The organism is Cellulomonas xiejunii (assembly GCF_024508315.1).
In the GTDB taxonomy this organism is placed as follows: domain Bacteria; phylum Actinomycetota; class Actinomycetes; order Actinomycetales; family Cellulomonadaceae; genus Cellulomonas; species Cellulomonas xiejunii.
The window spans coordinates 3,712,322-3,732,039 of record NZ_CP101987.1 but is presented as its reverse complement, the minus strand read 5'-3'; the positions used below and the strand labels follow the sequence as shown (position 1 = coordinate 3,732,039).

General features: G+C 74.0%; 15 protein-coding genes. 1 reads left to right on the top strand and 14 read right to left on the bottom strand.

Annotated features, from left to right (window positions below; translation table 11 throughout):
• Positions 1–2: 2 nt before the first annotated feature.
• The 12 genes from NP048_RS17135 to NP048_RS17080 form a co-directional block, all read right to left on the bottom strand.
• Positions 3–365, bottom strand: coding sequence for a hypothetical protein (locus NP048_RS17135; protein ID WP_227575223.1), 363 nt, complete (start codon positions 363–365; stop codon positions 3–5).
• Positions 305–1,198, bottom strand: a complete 894-nt coding sequence (locus NP048_RS17130) for a S1 family peptidase (protein WP_227575224.1) — start codon at positions 1,196–1,198, stop codon at positions 305–307. Before NP048_RS17130 ends, NP048_RS17135 begins: the two co-directional genes overlap by 61 nt.
• Before the next feature lie 101 nt (positions 1,199–1,299).
• Entirely contained in the window at positions 1,300–1,824 is a 525-nt protein-coding gene (locus tag NP048_RS17125; RefSeq protein WP_227575225.1) for a DUF6301 family protein, read from the bottom strand.
• A 23-nt stretch (positions 1,825–1,847) separates the two neighbouring features.
• A complete protein-coding gene (locus NP048_RS17120) occupies positions 1,848–4,505 on the bottom strand; it encodes a hypothetical protein (RefSeq protein ID WP_227575226.1) in 2,658 nt (885 codons plus the stop codon).
• A 122-nt stretch (positions 4,506–4,627) separates the two neighbouring features.
• Positions 4,628–5,161: a DUF6301 family protein gene (locus tag NP048_RS17115; protein ID WP_227575227.1), complete on the bottom strand. Its 534-nt coding sequence runs from the start codon at positions 5,159–5,161 to the stop codon at positions 4,628–4,630.
• Between the two features lie 138 nt (positions 5,162–5,299).
• A complete protein-coding gene (gene proA, locus NP048_RS17110; RefSeq protein WP_227575228.1) occupies positions 5,300–11,353 on the bottom strand; it encodes an anti-phage protein ProA in 6,054 nt (2,017 codons plus the stop codon).
• A 163-nt stretch (positions 11,354–11,516) separates the two neighbouring features.
• Positions 11,517–12,896 (bottom strand): hypothetical protein, encoded by a 1,380-nt coding sequence (locus tag NP048_RS17105; RefSeq protein ID WP_227575229.1) that lies wholly within the window; start codon positions 12,894–12,896, stop codon positions 11,517–11,519.
• A gap of 147 nt (positions 12,897–13,043) precedes the next feature.
• On the bottom strand, positions 13,044–13,655 hold the full coding sequence (locus NP048_RS17100; protein ID WP_227575230.1) for a hypothetical protein: 612 nt from the start codon (positions 13,653–13,655) through the stop codon (positions 13,044–13,046).
• Complete coding sequence (locus NP048_RS17095) at positions 13,652–14,272, bottom strand: hypothetical protein (RefSeq protein ID WP_227575231.1); 621 nt, start codon at positions 14,270–14,272, stop codon at positions 13,652–13,654. Before NP048_RS17095 ends, NP048_RS17100 begins: the two co-directional genes overlap by 4 nt.
• Before the next feature lie 58 nt (positions 14,273–14,330).
• Positions 14,331–14,918, bottom strand: a complete 588-nt coding sequence (locus NP048_RS17090; protein ID WP_227575232.1) for a hypothetical protein — start codon at positions 14,916–14,918, stop codon at positions 14,331–14,333.
• A 29-nt stretch (positions 14,919–14,947) separates the two neighbouring features.
• Positions 14,948–16,288, bottom strand: coding sequence for a putative T7SS-secreted protein (locus tag NP048_RS17085; RefSeq protein ID WP_227575233.1), 1,341 nt, complete (start codon positions 16,286–16,288; stop codon positions 14,948–14,950).
• Positions 16,285–16,572 (bottom strand): hypothetical protein, encoded by a 288-nt coding sequence (locus NP048_RS17080; RefSeq protein ID WP_227575234.1) that lies wholly within the window; start codon positions 16,570–16,572, stop codon positions 16,285–16,287. Before NP048_RS17080 ends, NP048_RS17085 begins: the two co-directional genes overlap by 4 nt.
• 143 nt (positions 16,573–16,715) lie before the next feature.
• On the opposite strand from NP048_RS17080, the gene NP048_RS17075 reads away from it, so the two are divergent.
• Positions 16,716–17,213, top strand: a complete 498-nt coding sequence (locus NP048_RS17075; RefSeq protein ID WP_227575235.1) for a DUF805 domain-containing protein — start codon at positions 16,716–16,718, stop codon at positions 17,211–17,213.
• Between the two features lie 228 nt (positions 17,214–17,441).
• On the opposite strand, the gene NP048_RS17070 is transcribed toward NP048_RS17075, so the two are convergent.
• Both NP048_RS17070 and NP048_RS17065 read right to left on the bottom strand, forming a co-directional pair.
• Entirely contained in the window at positions 17,442–18,116 is a 675-nt protein-coding gene (locus NP048_RS17070; protein ID WP_227575236.1) for a response regulator, read from the bottom strand.
• Positions 18,113–19,702, bottom strand: coding sequence for a sensor histidine kinase (locus NP048_RS17065; protein ID WP_227575237.1), 1,590 nt, complete (start codon positions 19,700–19,702; stop codon positions 18,113–18,115). The genes NP048_RS17070 and NP048_RS17065 overlap by 4 nt, the downstream gene beginning before the upstream one ends.
• Positions 19,703–19,718: the final 16 nt, after the last annotated feature.

Genomic DNA, 19,718 nt, shown 5'->3' with positions numbered 1-19,718 from the left:
CCTCAGTCCCCGTAGAACTCCTCGTCCTCGCACGACACCGCGGGCGCCCCGTCCGTGAGCGCGGCCGCGTCGATCTGCCAGAACCCGGCATCCAGCGCGAGCGTGTACGTCACGCGCCAGAAGCTGCAGGTCGCGCCGCCGGGGCCGTGCTTGGCGTCCTGCCACGTTCGGAAGGACACGACCGCCCGGTCCGTCGTCGTGTCGACGGCCTCGACCTTCTCGACGTCGAACCAATGCCAGGTGGAGCTCGCCAGGCCCTCAGCGTAGGCCTCGATACCGCCGACGCGCTCCTGCATCCGCGGCGTCAGCAGGCTCCAGACGGTGCCGGTGGACCCGGTGTTGATCGACTCGGCGCACTTCTGCATGGTCTGGGCGATCGACGGGGCGTCTGGGTGCTCGCTCGACACCGTCGGGAGGACCGTGGTGGCGGTGATCGTGTCCAGTCCCAGGCGGTCTCGCACGTCACGGGCGTCGGCGTGGCCGCCGTGCCGGCGTCCTTCGCCCGCAGGAACTTCTGCAGCGTCTCCAGGCCGACGGCGTAGCCGTCCCCGGGTCCGGAGGTTCCCGCGACCGCGACGCCGACGACGTCCCCGTCGACCGTGAGGATCGGTCCGCCGCTGTTGCCGGGGTTGAGGGCGGCGTCCGTGCGGAACAGGCCGTAGCGGTCCTCGTCCTCGACGTTGACCCGCAGGTTCGTCGCGGCGACCGCGCCCTGCGTCATCCCCAGCGGCGCGCCGTGGGGGTCGCCGAGTGCTGCAACGGCGGTACCGACGGCTGCGGGCTCGTCAGCGAGGGTCAGCGCGCGTGCGGGCACGTCCTCGGAGAGGCAGACGGCTGCCAGGTCGGCCTCGACGTCCACGGCCACCGTCTGCCCCGACACGACGTCTGCACCGAAACGCAGCGAGATCGCGGTCGCGCCCTCGACGACGTGGTGCGCGGTGACGAGGGTGTCCGGCGCGACGAGCCAGCCCGAGCCGGCGGAGGTGCCGTCGCAGCTCGTCGACGCCACGCGCGCGACGCCCGTGCTCCAGGCGGCGAAGACCCTCTCCCACGATGGCGGTTCGGGGCTCGGGGCCGGCGGGGTGGTCGGCGCGGAGCTCGCCACGACGCCACCGGTCGCCGGCCCGGTACAGGCCGCGGTCGAGACGAGCAGCATCATGGCCACCGCGGTGGCCAGCGGGACGACGGGGGAGCGCATGTCCGTGCACCTCCCGTGGCGATGAGCGCGGCTGCGTGCACTCTAGGGCGCGCCGGGCCCGCGCGGAATGTCCCGAGACGTCCGACCTGCGACGCGGATCGTCACAGGTCCTCGTGCCCCGTCCCGGGAACTCGATCCGGGTCGATCCCCAGCCGCTTCTCCTCGCGTGCGAGGGCGGCGGCGTCGCGGGACAGCAGGATCAGGATCACGATGTCGCTGAGCTGCTGGACGCCGACCCGCCCACCGTTCTCGAGGTCCCAGAACGTCCGCGGGAGTGACCCGCGGTCCACCTGGACCGGCGTGCCGAGCGTCGTCCCGACGAGCGCGCAGAGGTCGGTGTAGGCGTTCTTCAGCTCTGCCGGTGCCTCCTTGGCGGCGTCGGAGACGTTCACGGTGAGCTTGTCGAGGGTTCCGCCGGTGGCCTCGTCCGACAGCACGAACGCCCGCGCGCGGTCGTCGTTGGTGCCCAGGTTCGTGGTGAACCGCACGGCGTTCCGTGTCTCGAGCCGCACGGACCACCCGCGAGCGGCGGCGAGGTCGAGCGCGGTCTGCCGTCCGGTCGGCCACGTGAGGGCGCCGAAAGCCTGCAGGAGGTCACTGATCTGGTCGGGTGATGCTGTTCGCATCGTGGTTCTCCTCATGAACGGGGTCAGGGGATGGCCTTGAGGATGAGCGAACGGTCGACCGTGAGCTCGAAGATCCGCACCGTACCGTTCGCTGCGGCCTGGACGAGCTGATAGCGCGGGGTCACGGTGCCGTCCACCAGGCCCTGTGCGATGTCGGGGTTGGCACGCAGCCACTGCTGCAGTGCCTTGTCCACGCGGACGACGTCGGCCAGGTACGCGGGTGACCCCTGAGGGGCCCTGGTCATGTCGGGCAGGACGCGGCCAGAGCTGCTCAGCTGGCTGCCCCCACCCTTGGCCTCGACGAAGAGCAGCTGGTCCCGCTCCCTCGTGAGTCCGACGATGTCGATCGTGTCCCGCCCGGCACCGGCACCGTCGACGACGATGTCGGCGCCCTGCGAACGGAGAGCGTCGCGGCCTGCCGCCTCGCCCAGGTCCGCGGATGCGCGGCTCAGCGCAGTCAGGCTGTCGCGCTCCGCCCGCAGGACCTGCTCGAGACCGTCCACGCGCCCGAGAAGCTCTGCTGCACGCTCAGGACTGAGCGACGGGTCCGTCTCGATGGCGTCCTCGAGCCTTCGCACGGTCTCGTCGAACCGCCGGTCGACCAGATCCGACCGCGTGACGGGGAGCCCCGCGTCTCTGAGGACATCCAGCTCCCGAGTGACCGCTGCCCGGTTGGCAGAGTGCGTGGCGGCGGCCGCCTGGCGCTGCGTCAGCGCCTGCGTGTGCTCGTTCGCCTGGAATGTCACCTGGTCCGTGATGCTCTTCTTCGAGACCTGATGGGACGCACCCGCCCGCACCGGGTTCTGGATCGGTGCGTTCTGCACCGTGCTGCGCTTCTGCGCCAGCCACAGTCCCGGGTCCTCGACGACATCGTCCACCGCACCACGCACGGCGGCGGCACCCCGTGACCGGATGAAGCTGCCGGGCGCGAACGTCGTGGCGATCGCGACGCCGTCCATCACCATCTGGAAGGGCGTGGCGGTGAGGAGGTAGTCGCGGGTCGCCTGGCGGGGGTCGCGGAGCCACGTGGCGATGCCGTGGCTCTTGTCGAGGCCCCACGTCAGGACACCCGAGGCGCCGAGGGCCACGCCGAGCGAGCCGCCCGAGAGGGCGACGAGCGCGACGACGCCCGCACCGACGAGGATCTGCGTGCCGAGCGACTGGCTGTGCCACCACCGCCCGATGGCGTCCATGACGCCGGCGAGCCAGCTCGGGTGGTCGTACAGGGTGTCGAGCCCGGCGGCCGTGACCGGCGCGAGGACGAGGGCCCCGAGCAGCAGGACGACGATGGCTCCCGCCGCCACCCCGCGGCGCACGGTGATGTCGACGGGCCCGGCGAGGCGCTCGTAGCCGAGCTCGCGCGCGGCGCGCTGCGCGGTCACCGCCGTCAGCCCGCGCTGGGCGGCGACGCGCCGGGACTCGCCCGGCTCGGCCGCGAACGCCGCCACGGCCGTCGTCCAATCGCGCACCACCACCCACGCGGTGCCGAGGACCGCCAGCGTGACGACGGCGGGCGCGCGGCGCAACGCGGCCGGCCAGGTAGCGGTGGCGATGTTGCAGCGGACGATCGCCTGGTCGACCCAGTCCGGGCGCGGGGTCTCGACCAGTGCCGCGCTCGGCACGCGCGCGAGGCGGGCGCCGTCGACGAGGAGGGCGACGACCGCGAGCAGCACGAAGAAGGCGGGCCGGTGGTGGCCGTGCCCGAACGCCGACCACGTGGCGCGGATCCACCACGGCACGTTGGTCGTCGCGGGGTCCAGCCAGTACGGCGTTGCGCCACCCCCGATGGAGCCGCCGCCGTTGTACGTGCCGTTGTACGCGGCGTGGTCGGCGATCGCGACGACCAGCGCCATCACGGGCACGACGACCGCACCGACCCGCACGAGCAGGGCCGTACGGTCGACCCGGCCGCGCACGTGCCGCGCGGCCACGAGTGCGAGCCCGACCAGGCCGGCGACGATGGCGGTGACCACGCCGTGCCCGCCGAAGCCTGCCCCGGACTGGTCCCAGTCGCTCGGCACGGGCCACGTGCCGAACCGGATCCAGCTGTCCGGCAGCCTCCCGCCGTTCAGCAGCCGCTCCAGGAGCCCGACCAGCCCGCCGCCCGACAGTCGCAGGCGACGCAGCGTCTCCTCGGCCAGGAGGAACGCCGTCCCCGAGGCCAGGCCGAGCAGCAGCCAGTCGGTCGTCGCGAACCGTGAGGCGCGTCGCGGGGCCAGCAGCGCGACCAGCGCCACGGGCACCAGCTTGAGGGTCTCCTCGGTGACGGACGCGATCCCGACCATGGGCCCGCTGCTGCCCACGCGCACGTCGAGGACCGTGGCGGCCAGCCACGTCGAGAGCACCCCGATGCCGATCGACCACGGGATGCACGCGGTGAAGAACCGCAGGTACGCGCTCCACGTCAGGGTCTTCGTCCGGGCGAGGAAGAACCACGCGATGACGACCCAGGCGCAACCCAGCCACGCCCGCACCGACAGGCGTACGTCCGGCACGAGGACGAGTAGCCCCAGCAGCCAGACGAGCCCGACCCAGAGCCCGACGGCCCGGATCCTGGCCCACCGCAGCGCGAGGACGGGCCGTGCGGCCCACCAGGCGGCGCGACGCTGCGCCCAGACCTGCCACCACTCACGTGGGGGGGCGGCCTCGGTGGGCTGCACCAGGGGGGCGGCGTGTGCCACGGCAGCACCTCACGAACGGGACGAAACGGACGCGGAGCACCGTAGCGGGTCGTGGCCGTGGGGCGAATCGGCTGTCCACACCCGACGTCGACGCCGGGACGACGCCGCGCCCTCTGCCCCGTTCACGTACGTCCCGACGCCCCGTGCCCCGCCCCGGCGATGCGGTTCGGGTCGAGGCCCAGGCGCTTGTCCTCGCGGAGGAGGTCGGCGGCGTCGTGCGAGATCAGGATCATGATCACGATGTCGTCGAGCCGCTGAAAGCCGACCCGCCCGCCGCTGTTCAGGTCCCAGAACATCCGCGGGGTCGACCCTCGCTCCACGTGGACCGGTGCGCCGAGCGTCTTCTCGACGACCGCGCAGAGGTCGGTGTAGGCCTTCCTCAGCTCTGCCGGCGTCGCCGCCTCGGCGTCCGAGACGTTGACGGTGAGCTTGTCGAGGAGTCCGCCGGTGGCCTCGTCCGACAGCACGAGCGCGCGGGCGCTGTCGTCGTTGGTGCCGAGGTTCGTGATGAAGCTGACGGAGTTCTTCGTCTCGAGCTCCACGGACCACCCGCGCGCGGCGGCGAGGTCGAGCGCGGTCTGCCGCCCGGTCGGCCATGTGACGGCTCCGAAGGCGCGCAGCAGGTCGCTGATCTGGTCGGGTGATGCTGTTCGCACCGTGGGTCTCCTCGTGAGCGGGGATCAGGTGATGGCCTGGCGGATGAGCGTGGGATCGACCGTGACCTCGACGCGCGACGGGTTGCGGGAGCGCGCGGTCAGGCGCTACGAGGACAGCGCATCGCCGGCCGCGCGGTCTCACCCCCCGCTCACGTACGTCCCCACACCCCGCACCCGCACGCGTCCCCACGCCAGCGCGAGCGCGAGCCCCGCGTCCAGCCGCTTCCCGATCGACTCGGTGACGCGCCGCCCGCCGAACATCTGCAGCGCCCGACGCGTGAGCTCGTCCGCCGACGCACCCCCCGTCTCCTCGGCGGCCACGCGCAGGGCGTTCGCGATCTCCACGAGCGACACCTCGTCGACCGGCCGGCTCGTCCCGTCGGCCGCACGCCGTACCTCGAACCACGTCCGCGGCTCCACGCCCGCGGGCCAGTAGAAGTCGTCACCCGCCGGTTGGTTCTCCGCCGGCACGAGCCGCCTGATCGCCGCCTTGCGCTCCTCACCGACGCGCCCCAGCCCGTACGCGCCCGCCACGATCTTGGCGAGGCGGTCGGGGTGGATCGGGCCCTCGGTGGTGATCGCGTCGACGACCGCCGCACGCACCTCCGCGGCCGCGCGCGCATCGGGCAACCGGTTGAGCGTCGAGACCGTGCCCAGGACGCCCGGGGACCACTCCTCGTAGTCCCGGACCGCAGGGTGCCGACGCACGGGCACAGCGGGAAGGTCCAGCACGGAGGCCCGTGACCCGGCGTGCGCCTCGCTCGCGGGGAGCACAACCGAGCCGCCGGCGACGGCGAGCATCCCGCCCTCGACGGCATCGACGTCGGCGACCCCGTCCTCGACGACCTCATCCACCACGTCCCACGCGAGCGCGTCACCCTCCCCGACGAACCGCAGCGCCTCGACCGCCGGCGACCCGTAGTCCGATGCCGTCGCCCCCGCAGCCCTCGCCCCCGCGGCGTCGGCAACCTCATCAACCACCGCGGCACGCTCCGCCTCCCGCGCAGCCTCCCGCAGCACCTCCCGCGCCCGCTCCACCGCCGCCGCCAACCGCGCCAGCGTCTCCTCGCGCTGCTGCACCCACTCCGGCAGCCACACCCGCTCGACCCCGGGCCACCGCATGAGCCCCTGCAGGACCTCCACCGGCAGCCCGTCGCGGTCGCCGACGGTCCGCCGCGCGTGCCACGTCGGGCCGTCGAGCAGCACGGCGACCAGCGGCTGGTCGGGGTCGTCCGCGGCCGCGATCGACACGTCCACGCGGAAGTCCGACAACCCAACGTCGGTCCGCACGGCGTACCCGGCCAGCCGCAGCTCGGCAGCCAGGTCGTCGCGGTGGTGGTCCACGATGCTGCGTCGTCGCCCGTCCGCCGCCGCGACCTCGACGCCGTGCGCCGCCAGCTCCAGGTACGCGCGCAGGTGCTTGGTCCCCACCTGCGTCGATTCCTCGGCCCGCAGCGCCTCGGGCGCGAAGCTCGCGTACAGCACCACCTGCCGCCGGGCGCGCGTCACGGCGACGTTGAGCCGCCGCTCGCCACCGGGCTTGGACAGCGGCCCGAAGTTCAGCGGCACGACGCCGCGGTCGTTCGCGCTGAACGCGACGGAGAACAGGATGCAGTCGCGCTCGTCGCCCTGGACGTTCTCGAGGTTCTTGACGAAGAGCCCGTCGGCCTCGTCCAGCGCGGCGACGATGCGCTCGTCGCCGCTGTCACGCAGCAGGTTGTCGATGAGGTCGCGCTGCTGGGCGTTGAACGTGATGATCCCGAGCGACGGTGCGCGCCCCGGCGACGCGGCGAAGCGGGCGCGCACGTCCGCGACGATCGCGTCCGCCTCGACGGGGTTCGTACGGAGCGCCTTCCCGCGACCCGACCGCTGGAACGTCCCGTCGACGCGGACCAGCGAGATCCCGTACCCCGCGGGGTGCGCCCGGGTGTCGCCCGGCAGCGGCGCGGGGAACGACGAGAGCCTGTCCTCGTAGTACAGCCGGTTGCTGAACGCGATGAGCGACTCGTCCTGGCTGCGGTAGTGCCACGACAGCCACCGGCTCGGCACCCGCGCCTGCACGCACTCCGAGAGGATCGACTCCTCGTCGACGACGGTCTCGACCGTGACCTCCTCGTCGTCCTCGGCGGTCGCGTTGGTCTCCGCGACCTGCGTGGGCGGCATCTGCTTGCTGTCGCCGACGACGACCACGGACGACGCCCGGCCCATCGCGCCGATCGCGTCGGCGACGCGGATCTGCGAGGCCTCGTCGAACACGACGACGTCGAACAGCCCGGGCCGGGCGGGGAAGAACCGCGCGACCGACTCGGGGCTCATGAGCGTGCAGGGCATGATCTGCGTGATCAGCTCGCCGTAGTGCTCCATGAGCGCGCGCACCGTCATGCCGCCGCGCTCGCGCTTGAGCTGGCGGACCAGCCCGCCGATCTGCCCGGCGCCCGACGTCACGTCGAACCGGCGCAGCGCCAGCACCTGCTCGGGGATCGCCTGCGGCAGCTCGGCCCGCACGGCGCGCGTCGCCTGCGTGAAGCGCTCGATCGTGCGGTTGTGCGCCGCGACGTCGAAGTCGCCCAGCGCGGTCGCCTCGGCACGCTCGGCCAGCGACGTGCGTGCGGCGCCGCGGTCGAACGCGAGGACCGCCTCGTCGGGTGGGACGCGGCCGTCGAGGATCGCGCGGCGGGCGACGTCCATGCCGCTGCGCCGCAGCGGCTCGAGGTGCTGCACGAGCCCCACCCAGTGGTCGAGGGTTGCGGTGGACTCCAGGCGGCGGTCCGTGCGCGTCGTCCACCACGCGGTGAGGAAGCCGTCGTCGCCGGCCCACCTTTCCCGCGCCGATCCGTCGGTGGCGATGGCGGCGTCCAGGCCGGACCAGCTCTCCGCCAGCTCCGTCAGCGGCGCCAGCGCGTGACCCTGCGGGGTTCCCGAGTAGAACGCGCGCAGGTCGTCCCCCCGGGCCGTCCCGTCGACGGCCAGCACCTCACCCAGCCACATCAGCACGTCGACGCTGTCGCGCAGCCACGCCGCGGCCTGCGGGTCACCGGGGTTCCAGCCGTCGGCGGCGAAGGGCAGGGGGGTCTGCGCCGCGAGCGCGCGCAGCTCGGTGACCTTGGCGTACGTCGCGGCCAGGTCCCCGGTCAGGGTCGACAGCTGCTTGAGCGGCACCTGCGACGGCGGCACGACCAGCGCGTCCAGGAGCTGTGCGAGCACCGCCCGACGCCGCTTCTTGCGTCCGAAGAACCCCGACGCGTCTGCCGCGAGCGCCGCCGCGTGCACGGCGGCGACGTCGCGCAGCATGACGACGGGCGCGACGACCTGCCGCCACTCCTCGCCTCCGCCGGCCAGCGCGTCCGCCGCCGCGCGCACGCGCTGCAGGTGCGGGCGCCACGTCGTGTCGAGCAGCGTGGCGAGGGTCGCGAGCGGGTACCGGGGGGCGTCGGCGAGCCGGGCCCACGTCGCCGCGTCCTGCGCCGAGCGCAGCCGGCCGAGCCGGGGAAGGTCCAGACCGTGCGCCTGCGCACCGGCGATCGCCGCGTCGAGACGCTGCGCCGCGGCGTGCGCGCGACCCACGTCGAACGGGACGTCCGGCCGCACGTCCACGAACCGCCACGGGTGCCGCGGGCGGGGCCGGGCAAGGTCGGCGACGTCGGGCAGCTCACGCAGGACGCCCCGGATCTCCGCGAGCTGTTCCGGTCTCCCGCCGGCGACGAGCGAGGCGGGCACGTCCAGCGGCGTGATGGCCGGGTCGGACGCGAGCTCGAAGCTGCGCGCCGAGTACAGGGAGTGCCCGGCTGCGTTCTGCTCGTGCAGCCGGGCCGCGTACGTGGCGAGGCGTCGGCGGGCGGCGGACGCGGTCTCCGAGCCGGCCCGCAGCGCGTCGAGGTCCGGCGTCGCGTGCAGCGCCAGCGCGTCGCGGAGCTGCGCGCGGACGGCCGCCGGGCGCGCGCCCTTGTCGTGCAGGTCCAGCGACAGGTGCCCCAGGCCGACGGCCTCGAGCCGCGTCTTGACGACGTCGAGCGCCGCGCGCTTCTCGGCGACGAACAGCACGCGCCGCCCCTCGGCCAGCGAACGCGCCAGGAGGTTGGTGATCGTCTGCGACTTGCCCGTCCCCGGTGGGCCCTCGAGCACGAACGTGCGGCCCGCGACGGCGTCGGCGACGGCCTCGAGCTGCGAGCTGTCCGCCGGCACGGGGACCGCCGCGTCCAGCAGGTCGAGGTCGACGTCCTGGGGCGGGGGCGTCGGGTCGGCGAACGCGTCGAGCGGCGTGTGCACGAGGTGCCGCACCAGCGGGTTCTGCGTGAGCGTCTCCCAGTGCTGGTCGAGGTCCTTCCACAGGGGGAACTTCGCGAACTGCAGGATCGCGAGGTCCACCGTCTCCTCGACGCGGAACGGCAGGCCCGCCACCGCGATCGCGCGCCGCACCGCGTCGAACGCCGCCGCCAGGTCGATGCCCGACGCGTCCTCACCCGGCTCGGCCAGCCCCGGGATCTCCAGCCCGAACGAGACGCGCAGCTTCTCCAGCAGGCAGTAGTTGGGCGTCGACGCGCCCGCCTCGTCGACGCGGATGCGGTACGCCTGCCCGCGGCTCGTCGTCGATAGGTGCACCGGCACCAGCACGAGCGGCGAGCGCAGGTCCCGGTCGTTGAACCGCCAGCTGAGCATGCCGAACGCGAGGTAGAGGTTGTTCGACCCCGTCTCCTGGACGATCGTCCTCGCCTTGTACGTCAGGTACCGCAGCTTGCTCGTGTACGACGCGGACGTGATGTCGATGTACGCGGAGCGCTTGTCCGCCAGGAGGAGCTCGCGCGTCTCCTCGGGCAGGTCCCGGCCGTAGCGGATGCCGCGCGCGGCGTCGACCTCCGCGACGACGTCGGAGGCCACGAGCCGGATCGGCACGTTGGCGCTGATCTGGTCCTCGAGCCGCCCGAGCGCCTCGCCCGGGACCTCGAGGCGGAAGCCCGCCCGGTCCGTGTAGTGGATGAGCCGGTTGCGCAGGCTCAGGTCGAGCAGGGAGTTCTTCCACCGGCCGACGCGCGCGGGAACGTCGCGGCGGTCGTCCGCGGCGCGCTCCGACGGGGACCCGCGGTACGCCTCGATGGTAGGCCCGGCGCCGGGCGAGTACTCGTGGACGACCACCTGCCCGTCGGCCCCCACCGAACGGCTGGGCAGCGGGAAGATCCCCGCGAGGCGCGCCTGGCGGACGTCCGTCACGCCCACGGCGTCGGCGAGGTCCCGCGCGAGCTTGCTCCGCCCGGCCCGCCGCGCCACCTCGAACGGCTGGGACTCGACGCCTCCCGTCAGCACCGTCGTCTCGACCAGCCCGACGAGGCCCAGGTCCACGAGGTTGACCAGGTCCGCGACCTCGGACGTCGCAACCATGCCGAGGGTCGTGTCCTGCCGCCAGTACCCGACGACCACGTGCCCCGCGAAGAGCCACAGCGTCGGGTTGATCCCCGCCTGCTCGAGCGCCGCCGCGTACGTCACCGTCGTGTCGAGGCAGGTGCCGAGGCGCCCCTCGAGCACCTCGGCCGGCGTCCGGACCTTCTGGCCCACGTCGCCCCACGACGCGGGCGGCTCCGCGTACCGCACGTCGCGCGCCCGGATCGCGTCGTAGACGGCCGCGGCGATCGCGTCGACGCGCTCGGGGTCCTCCGACTGGTAGCCGTCGAGCGCGGAGCGTCCCGTGGACGCGCGCAGCAGGTCCGACGCCTCGACCAGGAGCGGCGCGATCGCGGCCGCGTTCGGCTGGACGTGCGCGGCGAGCATCTCGAGCGCGAGGTGCGCGGGCCGGGCCATCCACTGGTGCGACGCGAGCACCTGCACGCCGACGGACCCGGTGGCGAGCACCGCGCCGGCCGCGTCGCGCAGCACCGTGCGGATCTGGCCGGGCTGCTGCTCGTCGACCGCGAGCATGCGCGCCGGGTCCAGGACCAGGTCGACCGCCCGCAGCATGGTCGGCTGTCCCGCGGCCAGGTCGAGGAGGTGCACCTTGGGTCCGCCGAGGGACCCGCTCGCGCACACGACGTCGACCTCGAGCGACGCGCCGCGCGAGTCGGCAGCGACTCCGGTCACCGTGACCTCGTCGATGACGCCGATGCGGCTGTGGGCCATCGCGTAGCCGAGGACGGGCAGCGCGGTGACCGAGATCGTCGCGCCGGCCGCCTCGCCCACGTCGCCGTGGTGGTCCGGGTCGTTCACAGGCGTCCTCTCGGCCGTCGGGCGCGTCCGCAGCCCAACATCTCCATGTCGGTACGCATCGGCCCGTCCTGAAGGGCACCACCGAGGCCCTCCGGACTGTAGCGGGGAGGTCCGACGAGCCGGCCGACCCGGCGCCGAGCCACGGCCACCGCGCCGCCGGGCCTCAGCTCCCCGTCGGGTTCAGCTGCGCGAACAGCGCCTCCAGCTCCGTCTTCATCGTCTCGACCCGGGTCTGCTCGGCCGCGACCTCCGCGGCGGTGGCCTGGATCGCGGCCCCGCGCGTGGCGATCTCCGCCTCGTCGCGCGCCAGCAGCGCACGGGCGTCGGCGATGAGGTCGGCGGCCGGAGCCTCGGGCAGGGCGGTGCCGTCACGCCACGTCCACGAGAGCAGTGAACGAGCCCGTTCGGACGCGGGCAGGGCGGCGAGCCGCGCCTCCTCCTGCTCGATCGTGGCGCGGTACTGCGCGAGGCTGGCGATGTCGGCCTCGAGCTGCGCGGCGGCGAGCGACTGGTCGTACTGCCGTTGCGCGAGCGCCTGCTGCGCTGACGTGACCTCGGCGGTCATCGTGTCGATCTGCCCCTCGAACGCCGTGTGGACGCCCACCAGCGCCGCCCGATCGGCGATGAACCGCGCGTACAGCGCCTCGAGGGCGGGGTCCAGCCCGCCCTCCTGCCAGACCTGCGTGCCGATGTAGGAGAACAGCTCGGTCGGCCGGTTGGCCGGCTCGGTGCCGACGGACCCGGCGATCTGGGTGTGGATGTCGTCGGCGGGGTCGATGCCGGCCAGGACCGTCGCCAGGGACGTCGCCGCCGCGTCCCGCTCGTCGCTCGTGAGCTCGTTCCAGGCGGCGTGCAGCAGCTCGTGCGCGGCGGTCTCGATGACGAAGCCACGCAGCCGCGGGTCGGTGGGCGTGTAGATGACGATGCGGCCGCCGGTCTCGATGCCGCCGGCGGTGCTGTGGTAACAGCCGACGGCGCTCCCGCCGCCGGACGCACCGGAGTCGCCACGGTCGCACCGACCGGCGAACTCCTCGGCACCCAGCAGCTCCGGCTCCGCCATGTACAGCAGGTCGCGCCCCTCCTGCGTGAGGTACATCTCGTCCGCGAGCGCGGCGACCTCGGGTGCGGGCTCCGGGACGCGCCCGGCGACGACGCCGTCGAGGAAGGGCGCGTCGGCATCCCGCAGGAACGCGGGCAGCACCGTGGTGGCCAGCCACAAGCCGAGCACCGCGACCGCGACGACCACCGCGAGACGCGTCACGAGGCTGCGCCGGCTGCGGCCGGGCGGCGGGCCGGCGTACGCGGACCCGCTCCACTCCGCGGGCGGCGGGGCCTCGGACGCGGAACTGCTCCAGTCCGCAGGCGGCGGGCTCGCGTAAGCCGACCCGCTCCACTCCGCGGGCGGTGGGCTCGCGGGCGCGTACCCGCCCCACTCCGCGGGCGGCGGCGGGGGCGGCTCCTGGCTGTCCGCGGCCTCCTCGGGGACCCACCGCGGCAGCCGTCCCGTGGGGGAGCGCGGCAGGTCGTCCGGGGGCATGCTCATGTGTTCACCGATCGGCAGGTCGGGTGGACGTGTTGAGGTCGGCGGCGCCAGTGGGAGGGGTCGCCGCATCCGAAGGATCCTGCACTATTCGACCACGCCACCCCGCCCGCGGTCCTGCCGACCGTCCCTCGGCGACGTGCGCGACCGTCACGACGTCCCGTCATGGGAGGGCGTCACCGCCGACCCGGCCGCCTCCCGCGCCGCGCGCAGCTCCCCGACCAGGGCGTCGACCTGGCTCGCGCTCGCGGGCAGCATCCCGCCGTCGGGCCGCCGTGTCGGCACGAGCACGATCCGGACGGACTCCCGCGTCACGAGCTCGACCGCCGGGTTGCCGGTGGACGCCGCGCGCCCGGTCGTGGCCGTGATCGTCCACACCTGCGACCACGGCCGGCTCAGCAGCACGTCGTCGCCGCGCCAGACCTCGACGCCGGACGCCGACCAAGCGAACGTCAACCGCGTGCCGCCTCGCACCTTGCGGGCTGACGCACCGAGCTGGGCCAGCGACGCCCCGAGCGTCTCCTCCGCCCACACCGCCTGCGTGTGCCACCCGGGCCGCGCGGTGACGGTGCGCCGCCGTTTCCCGTCGTCGCGGCGGGACCACCACCACACCCCCGCCGCGATGGCGGCGACGAGCGCGACGGCAGCGAGGACCGACGGCCACCACGGCACGTCGGACGACACGGCACGGCGCCACGACAGGACCGCGAACACGAGCACGCCCATCACCTGCAGGGTGCGGGCGCTCGACTGCCGGTTCACATGTCCTCCTGGGGGGTGCGGGGTGTGGCGGGCTGGAGCACGCGGACCGACGACACGACGGTGTCGAACAGTCCGAGGAGCTCGTCGCGCAGATCGACGAGCGGGCTGGAGAAGACGAGGTGGACGAGCTGGGCGCCGGGCGTCGGCTCGACCCAGTAGTCGGCGACGAGCGCGGGGACCTCGCTATCGCCCGTGAGGCCGGACGACGCACCGGTCGGCCGCACCCGCCGCAGCACCGTGCCGGCCGGACCCTCACCGAGGTCGAGCGTGTGCCCTGGCTCGTCGCTCGCGAGCACGCTGGTCATGGCGGCGCGTCCCCGGGCGTCGAGACTCCCCGGGACCCGGTAGACCGTGAGGGACGCGGGCACGGGCGGGGCGCCGCCGGTGCCGACGGCGAGCGCCATCAGCACACCGCCCGCTCGCGCGGCCCGTTCGGTGCTCCGCAGCAGCTCCTGCCGCATGGCGGCCTGCAACGGTGCGAGGTCCGGTACCCCGCCCAGCCGGCGCTGGACCAGGTCCTCGACGCAGGCGGTGCGTGCGGTGTCGTCATCGAGGTCGAGGACGGCCCAGTCGTCGGGGAGGAGGACGGCGACGGTCCCGTCGACGACCCCGCTCATGGCGACTCGGGCCCGAGCGGCGCACGCAGCGCCGGGCGCTGGTCGTCGCGTCCCGTACTCACGCCGGTTCCAGCTCGACGGCGACCGTGTCGGCGATCTCCGCCGTCAGGTCGGAGACCTCGTCGAAGAACCGCACGAGGTCGCACTGGACCTGAAGGAGCAAGGTCTCCTGGGTGCTGGGAGGCAGGATGAACCAGACCCACTCCCGGTTGACGCGACGGCCGAAACGCGGACGGCTGTCGACGATCTGGATGACGGCGTCACCTGCCGGTGTGGTCGTCGGGAGCGCGGCGACGTCGAGCAGCTTCACGCCGGTTGGGACCCTGACCGTCGACCGCGCGAAGTCCAGCGTCTCCTCCAGGTCCCAGCGCCCCTCCGGCCCCGGGGAGGTGACCCGTAAGGCCGCTGTCGCCAACGGTTCGCGGGTCTGTGGATCGGGTACCCACAACGCTGCCGCGGCGGTTCCGGGCACCTCCTGCGTGACGATCGTCTGAAACTCTGCGACTGCTGCCATGAGCGCATCGAGGGTGCGGCCGTCGGCGAGCGTTGCGGCGTCCGTGCGGGCCTCGACGACGGCGTCGAGGCTCCACGACAACCAGTCGTCGGGAGGTCGCCACGTGAGCGAGTGGATCCGCCGCTGGGTCACGTCATGTCCTTTCGAGATCGCGGTGCATGTCAGAGGCCCAGACGCGCCGCGGGAGATGGTCGCGGGCCGATTGCCGCCTCGACGACCGCCTTGCTGACAGACGTGTACGCCATGGCCACATCACCTGCGTAGAGGACGACGGCACCCGCCTCCAGCGCCGCGCCCTTGATCGTCGGGCAGACCAGGACCATGGCGGACAGGGGCCGTGAGGGGAACGAGTCGAGCAGCTGTGCCTGGAGTGCGTTGTTCGTCAGGGCGACGTCCCCGTGGCCGGCGAGCGCCAGTACGCGGTCACTCCCGTGCAGAGCGCGCACCTTGTCCCATGCCGCTCGCACCTGGTTCCTCCAGGGCGTGGTGCGGTCTGCTGTCGTGGCGAGCGAGGGGCGTTCCGCCGGCGCACCGATGGGGCGGGGACCTGACGTGGCCGCCCGCGTCGGCCCCGGCAGCCTGCGGCTCGCGAGCCGCTGCGCCAGCGCCGAGACCGATGACGCCTCGACCTGGAAGGCGTCGAGCGCCTTGGTCAGGTACCTGCTCGCTCCGAACGAGAGGAATCCGAGCACGCCCATGCCGACGTTGAACCAGTCGGCTCCATCGCCGCTCTTGAGTGCGAGTGCTGTGTCGGCGATCAGTGCCGCACCCGCTGTGACGAGGGCGGCGACGACGAGCACCTGGCCGAGGACGGGAACCCAGCCGAGCAGCAGCGAGGCGACGCCGAGGCCGGCGCTGATGTTCCCCGCCCACGTCGACACCGTCTGCGCGACGTCTGCGCCCCAGTCCTCCCACCATCCGTCGTGGAGGGTGTCGTCCATGCCGGTGTCGAGCTCGTCCATGGCACGTGGCGCGGCGGTGTCGCGGCGTTCGACGGCTTCGGCGAGGGCGAGCCGGGCGCGCGCGAGGTCGATCTCGGCGTCGGAGCGTCCGGAGCGGGCCGTGGTGAGGGCGTGCTGCTGGGTCGTGGTGTCCTCGCCGAGGTCGATGGCGTCCTCGAGCAGGATCCGCGAGCGGCGGACGGCGTCCTCGGCGAGGTCCAAGGAGTGCTGGGCCGACTGGGCTGTGTGCAGGGCGTCGAGGGACTGGGTCTGGGCGAGGTCGAGCTGGAGGGAGTACCGCACAAGGGCGTCACCGGCGGCGTCGTACCTGGCGTGCGCTCTGCGGATGCGGTCGGCGACGGCGTGCGTGCGGTCCCGGATCGCGTCGACCGCTTCCGAGACCGCGTCCTGGGCGTCGACCAGTGCGCGCAGGACGCGCTCGGCATCGCCGATGGCGGTGGCGACCTGGCGGTAGTGGTCGCCACCGGCGCGGACGACGGCAGGGTCGCCGGGGACGGGGTCGCTGGTCGCCAACGGGTACCAGGAGTACGGCCGGCTCACACGTGACCGCGCAGGGCCGCGGCGAACTCGGTGTCGATGCGCTCGAAGTTGTCGCCGATGCCGGTGCACGCGTCGGCCAGTCGGGCGATCTCCTCGAGCATCTCGGCACGGTGGCCGTCCCAGCCGTGCGCGAAGTCCCGGACCTTGGCGGCCAGGCCCGCGTGCCCGACGGCCTCGGCGACGGCGTCGCTGGTCGCGTTGGCGTCCTCGAACTCGCGCGCCACGGTGCGCAGGTCGGTGCCGACGGCGATCAGCTCGTCGGTGCTCAGCCGCAGGTGCCCCATAGCAGGGGAACGTATCGGATCAATCCGGACACACGGCGACGTCATCCACAGGTGCGAGGTGCCGCGCATCAGGAGGGGCCGTCCGGGGGCATCCTGTGGAAATCGAGGACGGGGCGCACGCTCGCGCCCTAGGCTCACGGACCGTGACGGAGAACTACGCAGCGGTGACGACGGACCTGCCCGACGACCTCTTCGACGACTCGCCGCTCCCGGGCGCGACGTTCCCCCAGGCGGTCCGCCGCCTGTTGCGTCGCTACACGGTGTTCAGCGGTCGGGCGAGCCGCAGCGAGTACTGGTGGGCCGCGTTGTTCTACCTGCTGGTCGAGGTGGGTTTCGGCGTCGTCGGGGCGGTGGTCGCGGGCGTGACCGGCAGCATCGTCGGCGACGACTCGACCGCCTTCGGCTGGGTGATGGGGATCGTGCTCGGCCTGGCCGCCCTGGCCTGGCTCCTGCTCCTCATCCCCGGCCTCGCCCTGGCGGTCCGCCGCATGCACGACGCGAACCTGTCCGGCTGGTTGCTCCTGATGTGCCTCGTCCCCGGGCTCGTGCTCGTCGGCATCGTGTTCATGCTGCTGCCGAGCAACCCGGCGGGTGCGCGCTTCGACCGCGCCGTGCCGATCCCTCCGCTCGACGAGGAGTGAGCTCACGCCGACCTGGTCGGCGGACGCCGAGCGCATGCGGTGACGCCCTTCGGTACCGGCGGTCGGCCTTGAGGTAGGCCCCGTCCGGAGCCGCGGGCGGCTGACCCGCGTCGGCCCGCACCGCATCACGCTCACGGACGGCCTCGGCGAGGCCTCCGTGTGGTGGGTACACGACCCGGCGCCGTTCGTCGCGCACCTGCGCACCGACGACCCGACGGGCCGCGTGCCTCACCCCCCCACCCGCACCAGCCCCGTCTCGTACGCCACCACGACGGCCTGCACCCGGTCCCGCACCCCGAGCTTGGCGAGGATGCGTCCGACGTGCGTCTTCACGGTCGCCTCCGACAGGAACAGGCGCCCGGCGATCTCCGCGTTGGACAGCCCCTCGGCGACCTCCCGCAGCACCTCGACCTCGCGGGGCGTGAGGTCGGCGAGGCGGGGGTGCGGGGCGTTCGGGTCGGCGACGGACGCACCCGCGGGCAGGTGCCCCGCGAACAGCTCGAGCATGCGGCGCGTGATGCGCGCGGACACCACGGCCTCGCCGGACGCGACGGTCCGCACGGCGGCGGACAGCTCGGCCGGGGCGGCGTCCTTGAGCAGGAACCCGCTGGCCCCGGCGCGCAGCGCCGCGAACGCGTACTCGTCGAGGTCGAACGTCGTCAGGACGAGCACGCGCGTCTCGGGGTGCGTCTCGACGATGCGCGCGGTCGCGTCGATGCCGTTGACCCCCGGCATGCGCACGTCCATGAGGACGACGTCGGGACGCAGCGCGGCGACCTGCTCGATCGCGGACTGCCCGTCCTGCGCCTCCCCGACGACCTCGAGGTCCTCGGTGCTGTCGATCAGCAGCCGGAAGCCCATGCGGATGAGTGCCTGGTCGTCGACCAGCAGGACGCGGATCATGCCTCTCCTTCGTTCGTCGCCGGCACGGCCTGCTCGACGCGGGGGGTCGCGCCCGTCGTCGCGCCGGTCGTGCCGCCGGGCTGCGGCAGGACCGCGCGCACGCGCCACCCGCCGAGGTGCGGGCCGGCCTCGAGCGTCCCACCGAAGGCGGCGACGCGTCCGGTCATGCCTGCGATTCCGCGCCCCGACCCCGGGACCGGCGCAGTGGCGGCGCGGTCCTCGTTGCCCGGGCCGCGGTCGGCGACGACGACCTCGACCGCGTCGGCCAGCCGCCGCACGGCGACGTCGACGGACGCCGTGCCGGGCGCGTGACGCAGCGTGTTGGTGAGGGACTCCTGCACGACGCGGAACACGGCGAGCTGGACGGTGGCGTCCAGGCCCTCGAGCCCGGCCACGGCGAGTCCCGCGGTGCGCACGGGCAGGCCGGCGGTGCGGAACCGCTCGACCAGGCGGTCGAGGTCCTCGACACCGGGCTGCGGGGCCATCGGCACGTCGCCGGACGACGCGTCGTCGCCCGCCGCCGAGCCGGCCGGGTGTGCGGTCGCACCGGCGACGGCGCGTTCCGGACGGTCGGCAGCGTGCGTGTCGTCCGGCGCGTGCAGCAGGCCGAGGATGCGTCGCACGTCACCGAGCGCACCGCGCCCGGTGTCGACGAGCTCGTCGAGCGCGCGCCGGGCCTGGTCGGGCGACCGGTCGATCGCCGCGGCGGCGCCACCGCCCAGCGCGATCATCACGGTGATGGAGTGCGCGATGACGTCGTGCATCTCGCGCGCCACGCGGGCGCGCTCGTCGGCCTGCGTGACGCGGGCACGGTGCTCCTCCTCGGCGGCGCGCGCCGCGGCGACCTCCGCGAGGTCGGCGGCCCGGAGCCGGGCGGTGCGCACGAGGGTGCCGAACGCGATGCCGAACAGCGCGAGCACGACCACGGGCAGGGCGGTGATGACCCACGAGGGCGGCAGCACGTCCGCGAGGATCCAGGGCAGCCGGAACCGCGAGACCGCGTCGACCTCGCCGGGTGCGCCGCCCGCGGCGAGGGACCCGACGAGCCCCACGCGCGGCGCGAGCCGTGCGGCGACGAGCACCGGCGCCAGGACGGCCAGGGCCACGAGCCACGTCGTGCGGGGCGGGCGGGCGGCCGCGACGGCGAACAGCGCGGCCGCGAGCGCCAGCTCGTACCCGTTGGTCGCGCCGGCGACGACGAGCGTCGCGATCGCGAGCGCCGCCAGGACGGCCGCGACCAGCTCCGGCCAGCGGTGCCGCGCGAGCAGCACGCCCGCGCCCACCAGGGTGAGCAGCGCCGACCCGTAGGCCATGGTGTCGGTCTGCTGCTGGCCGACGTACCGGCTGAGCGTGTACATCGACTCGGCGCCGACCGCCATCATGGCGCCCCACGCGACGAACGCGGCGACGAGCACCATGGACGCCAGCGCCCGCCACCACGTCCGTGCCGAGGCGCTGGTCATCGCCCGCAGCCGGGCCCGGACGCGCCCGACGGGGCGCGGCGAGCGATCGTCCGCGGCGGCCGTGGCCGACCCGCGAGGGCCGAGCCCTGCGGCCCGGCCCTCGGGGGGCGTCGCGTCAGTCACCTGCGCATCCTCCCAG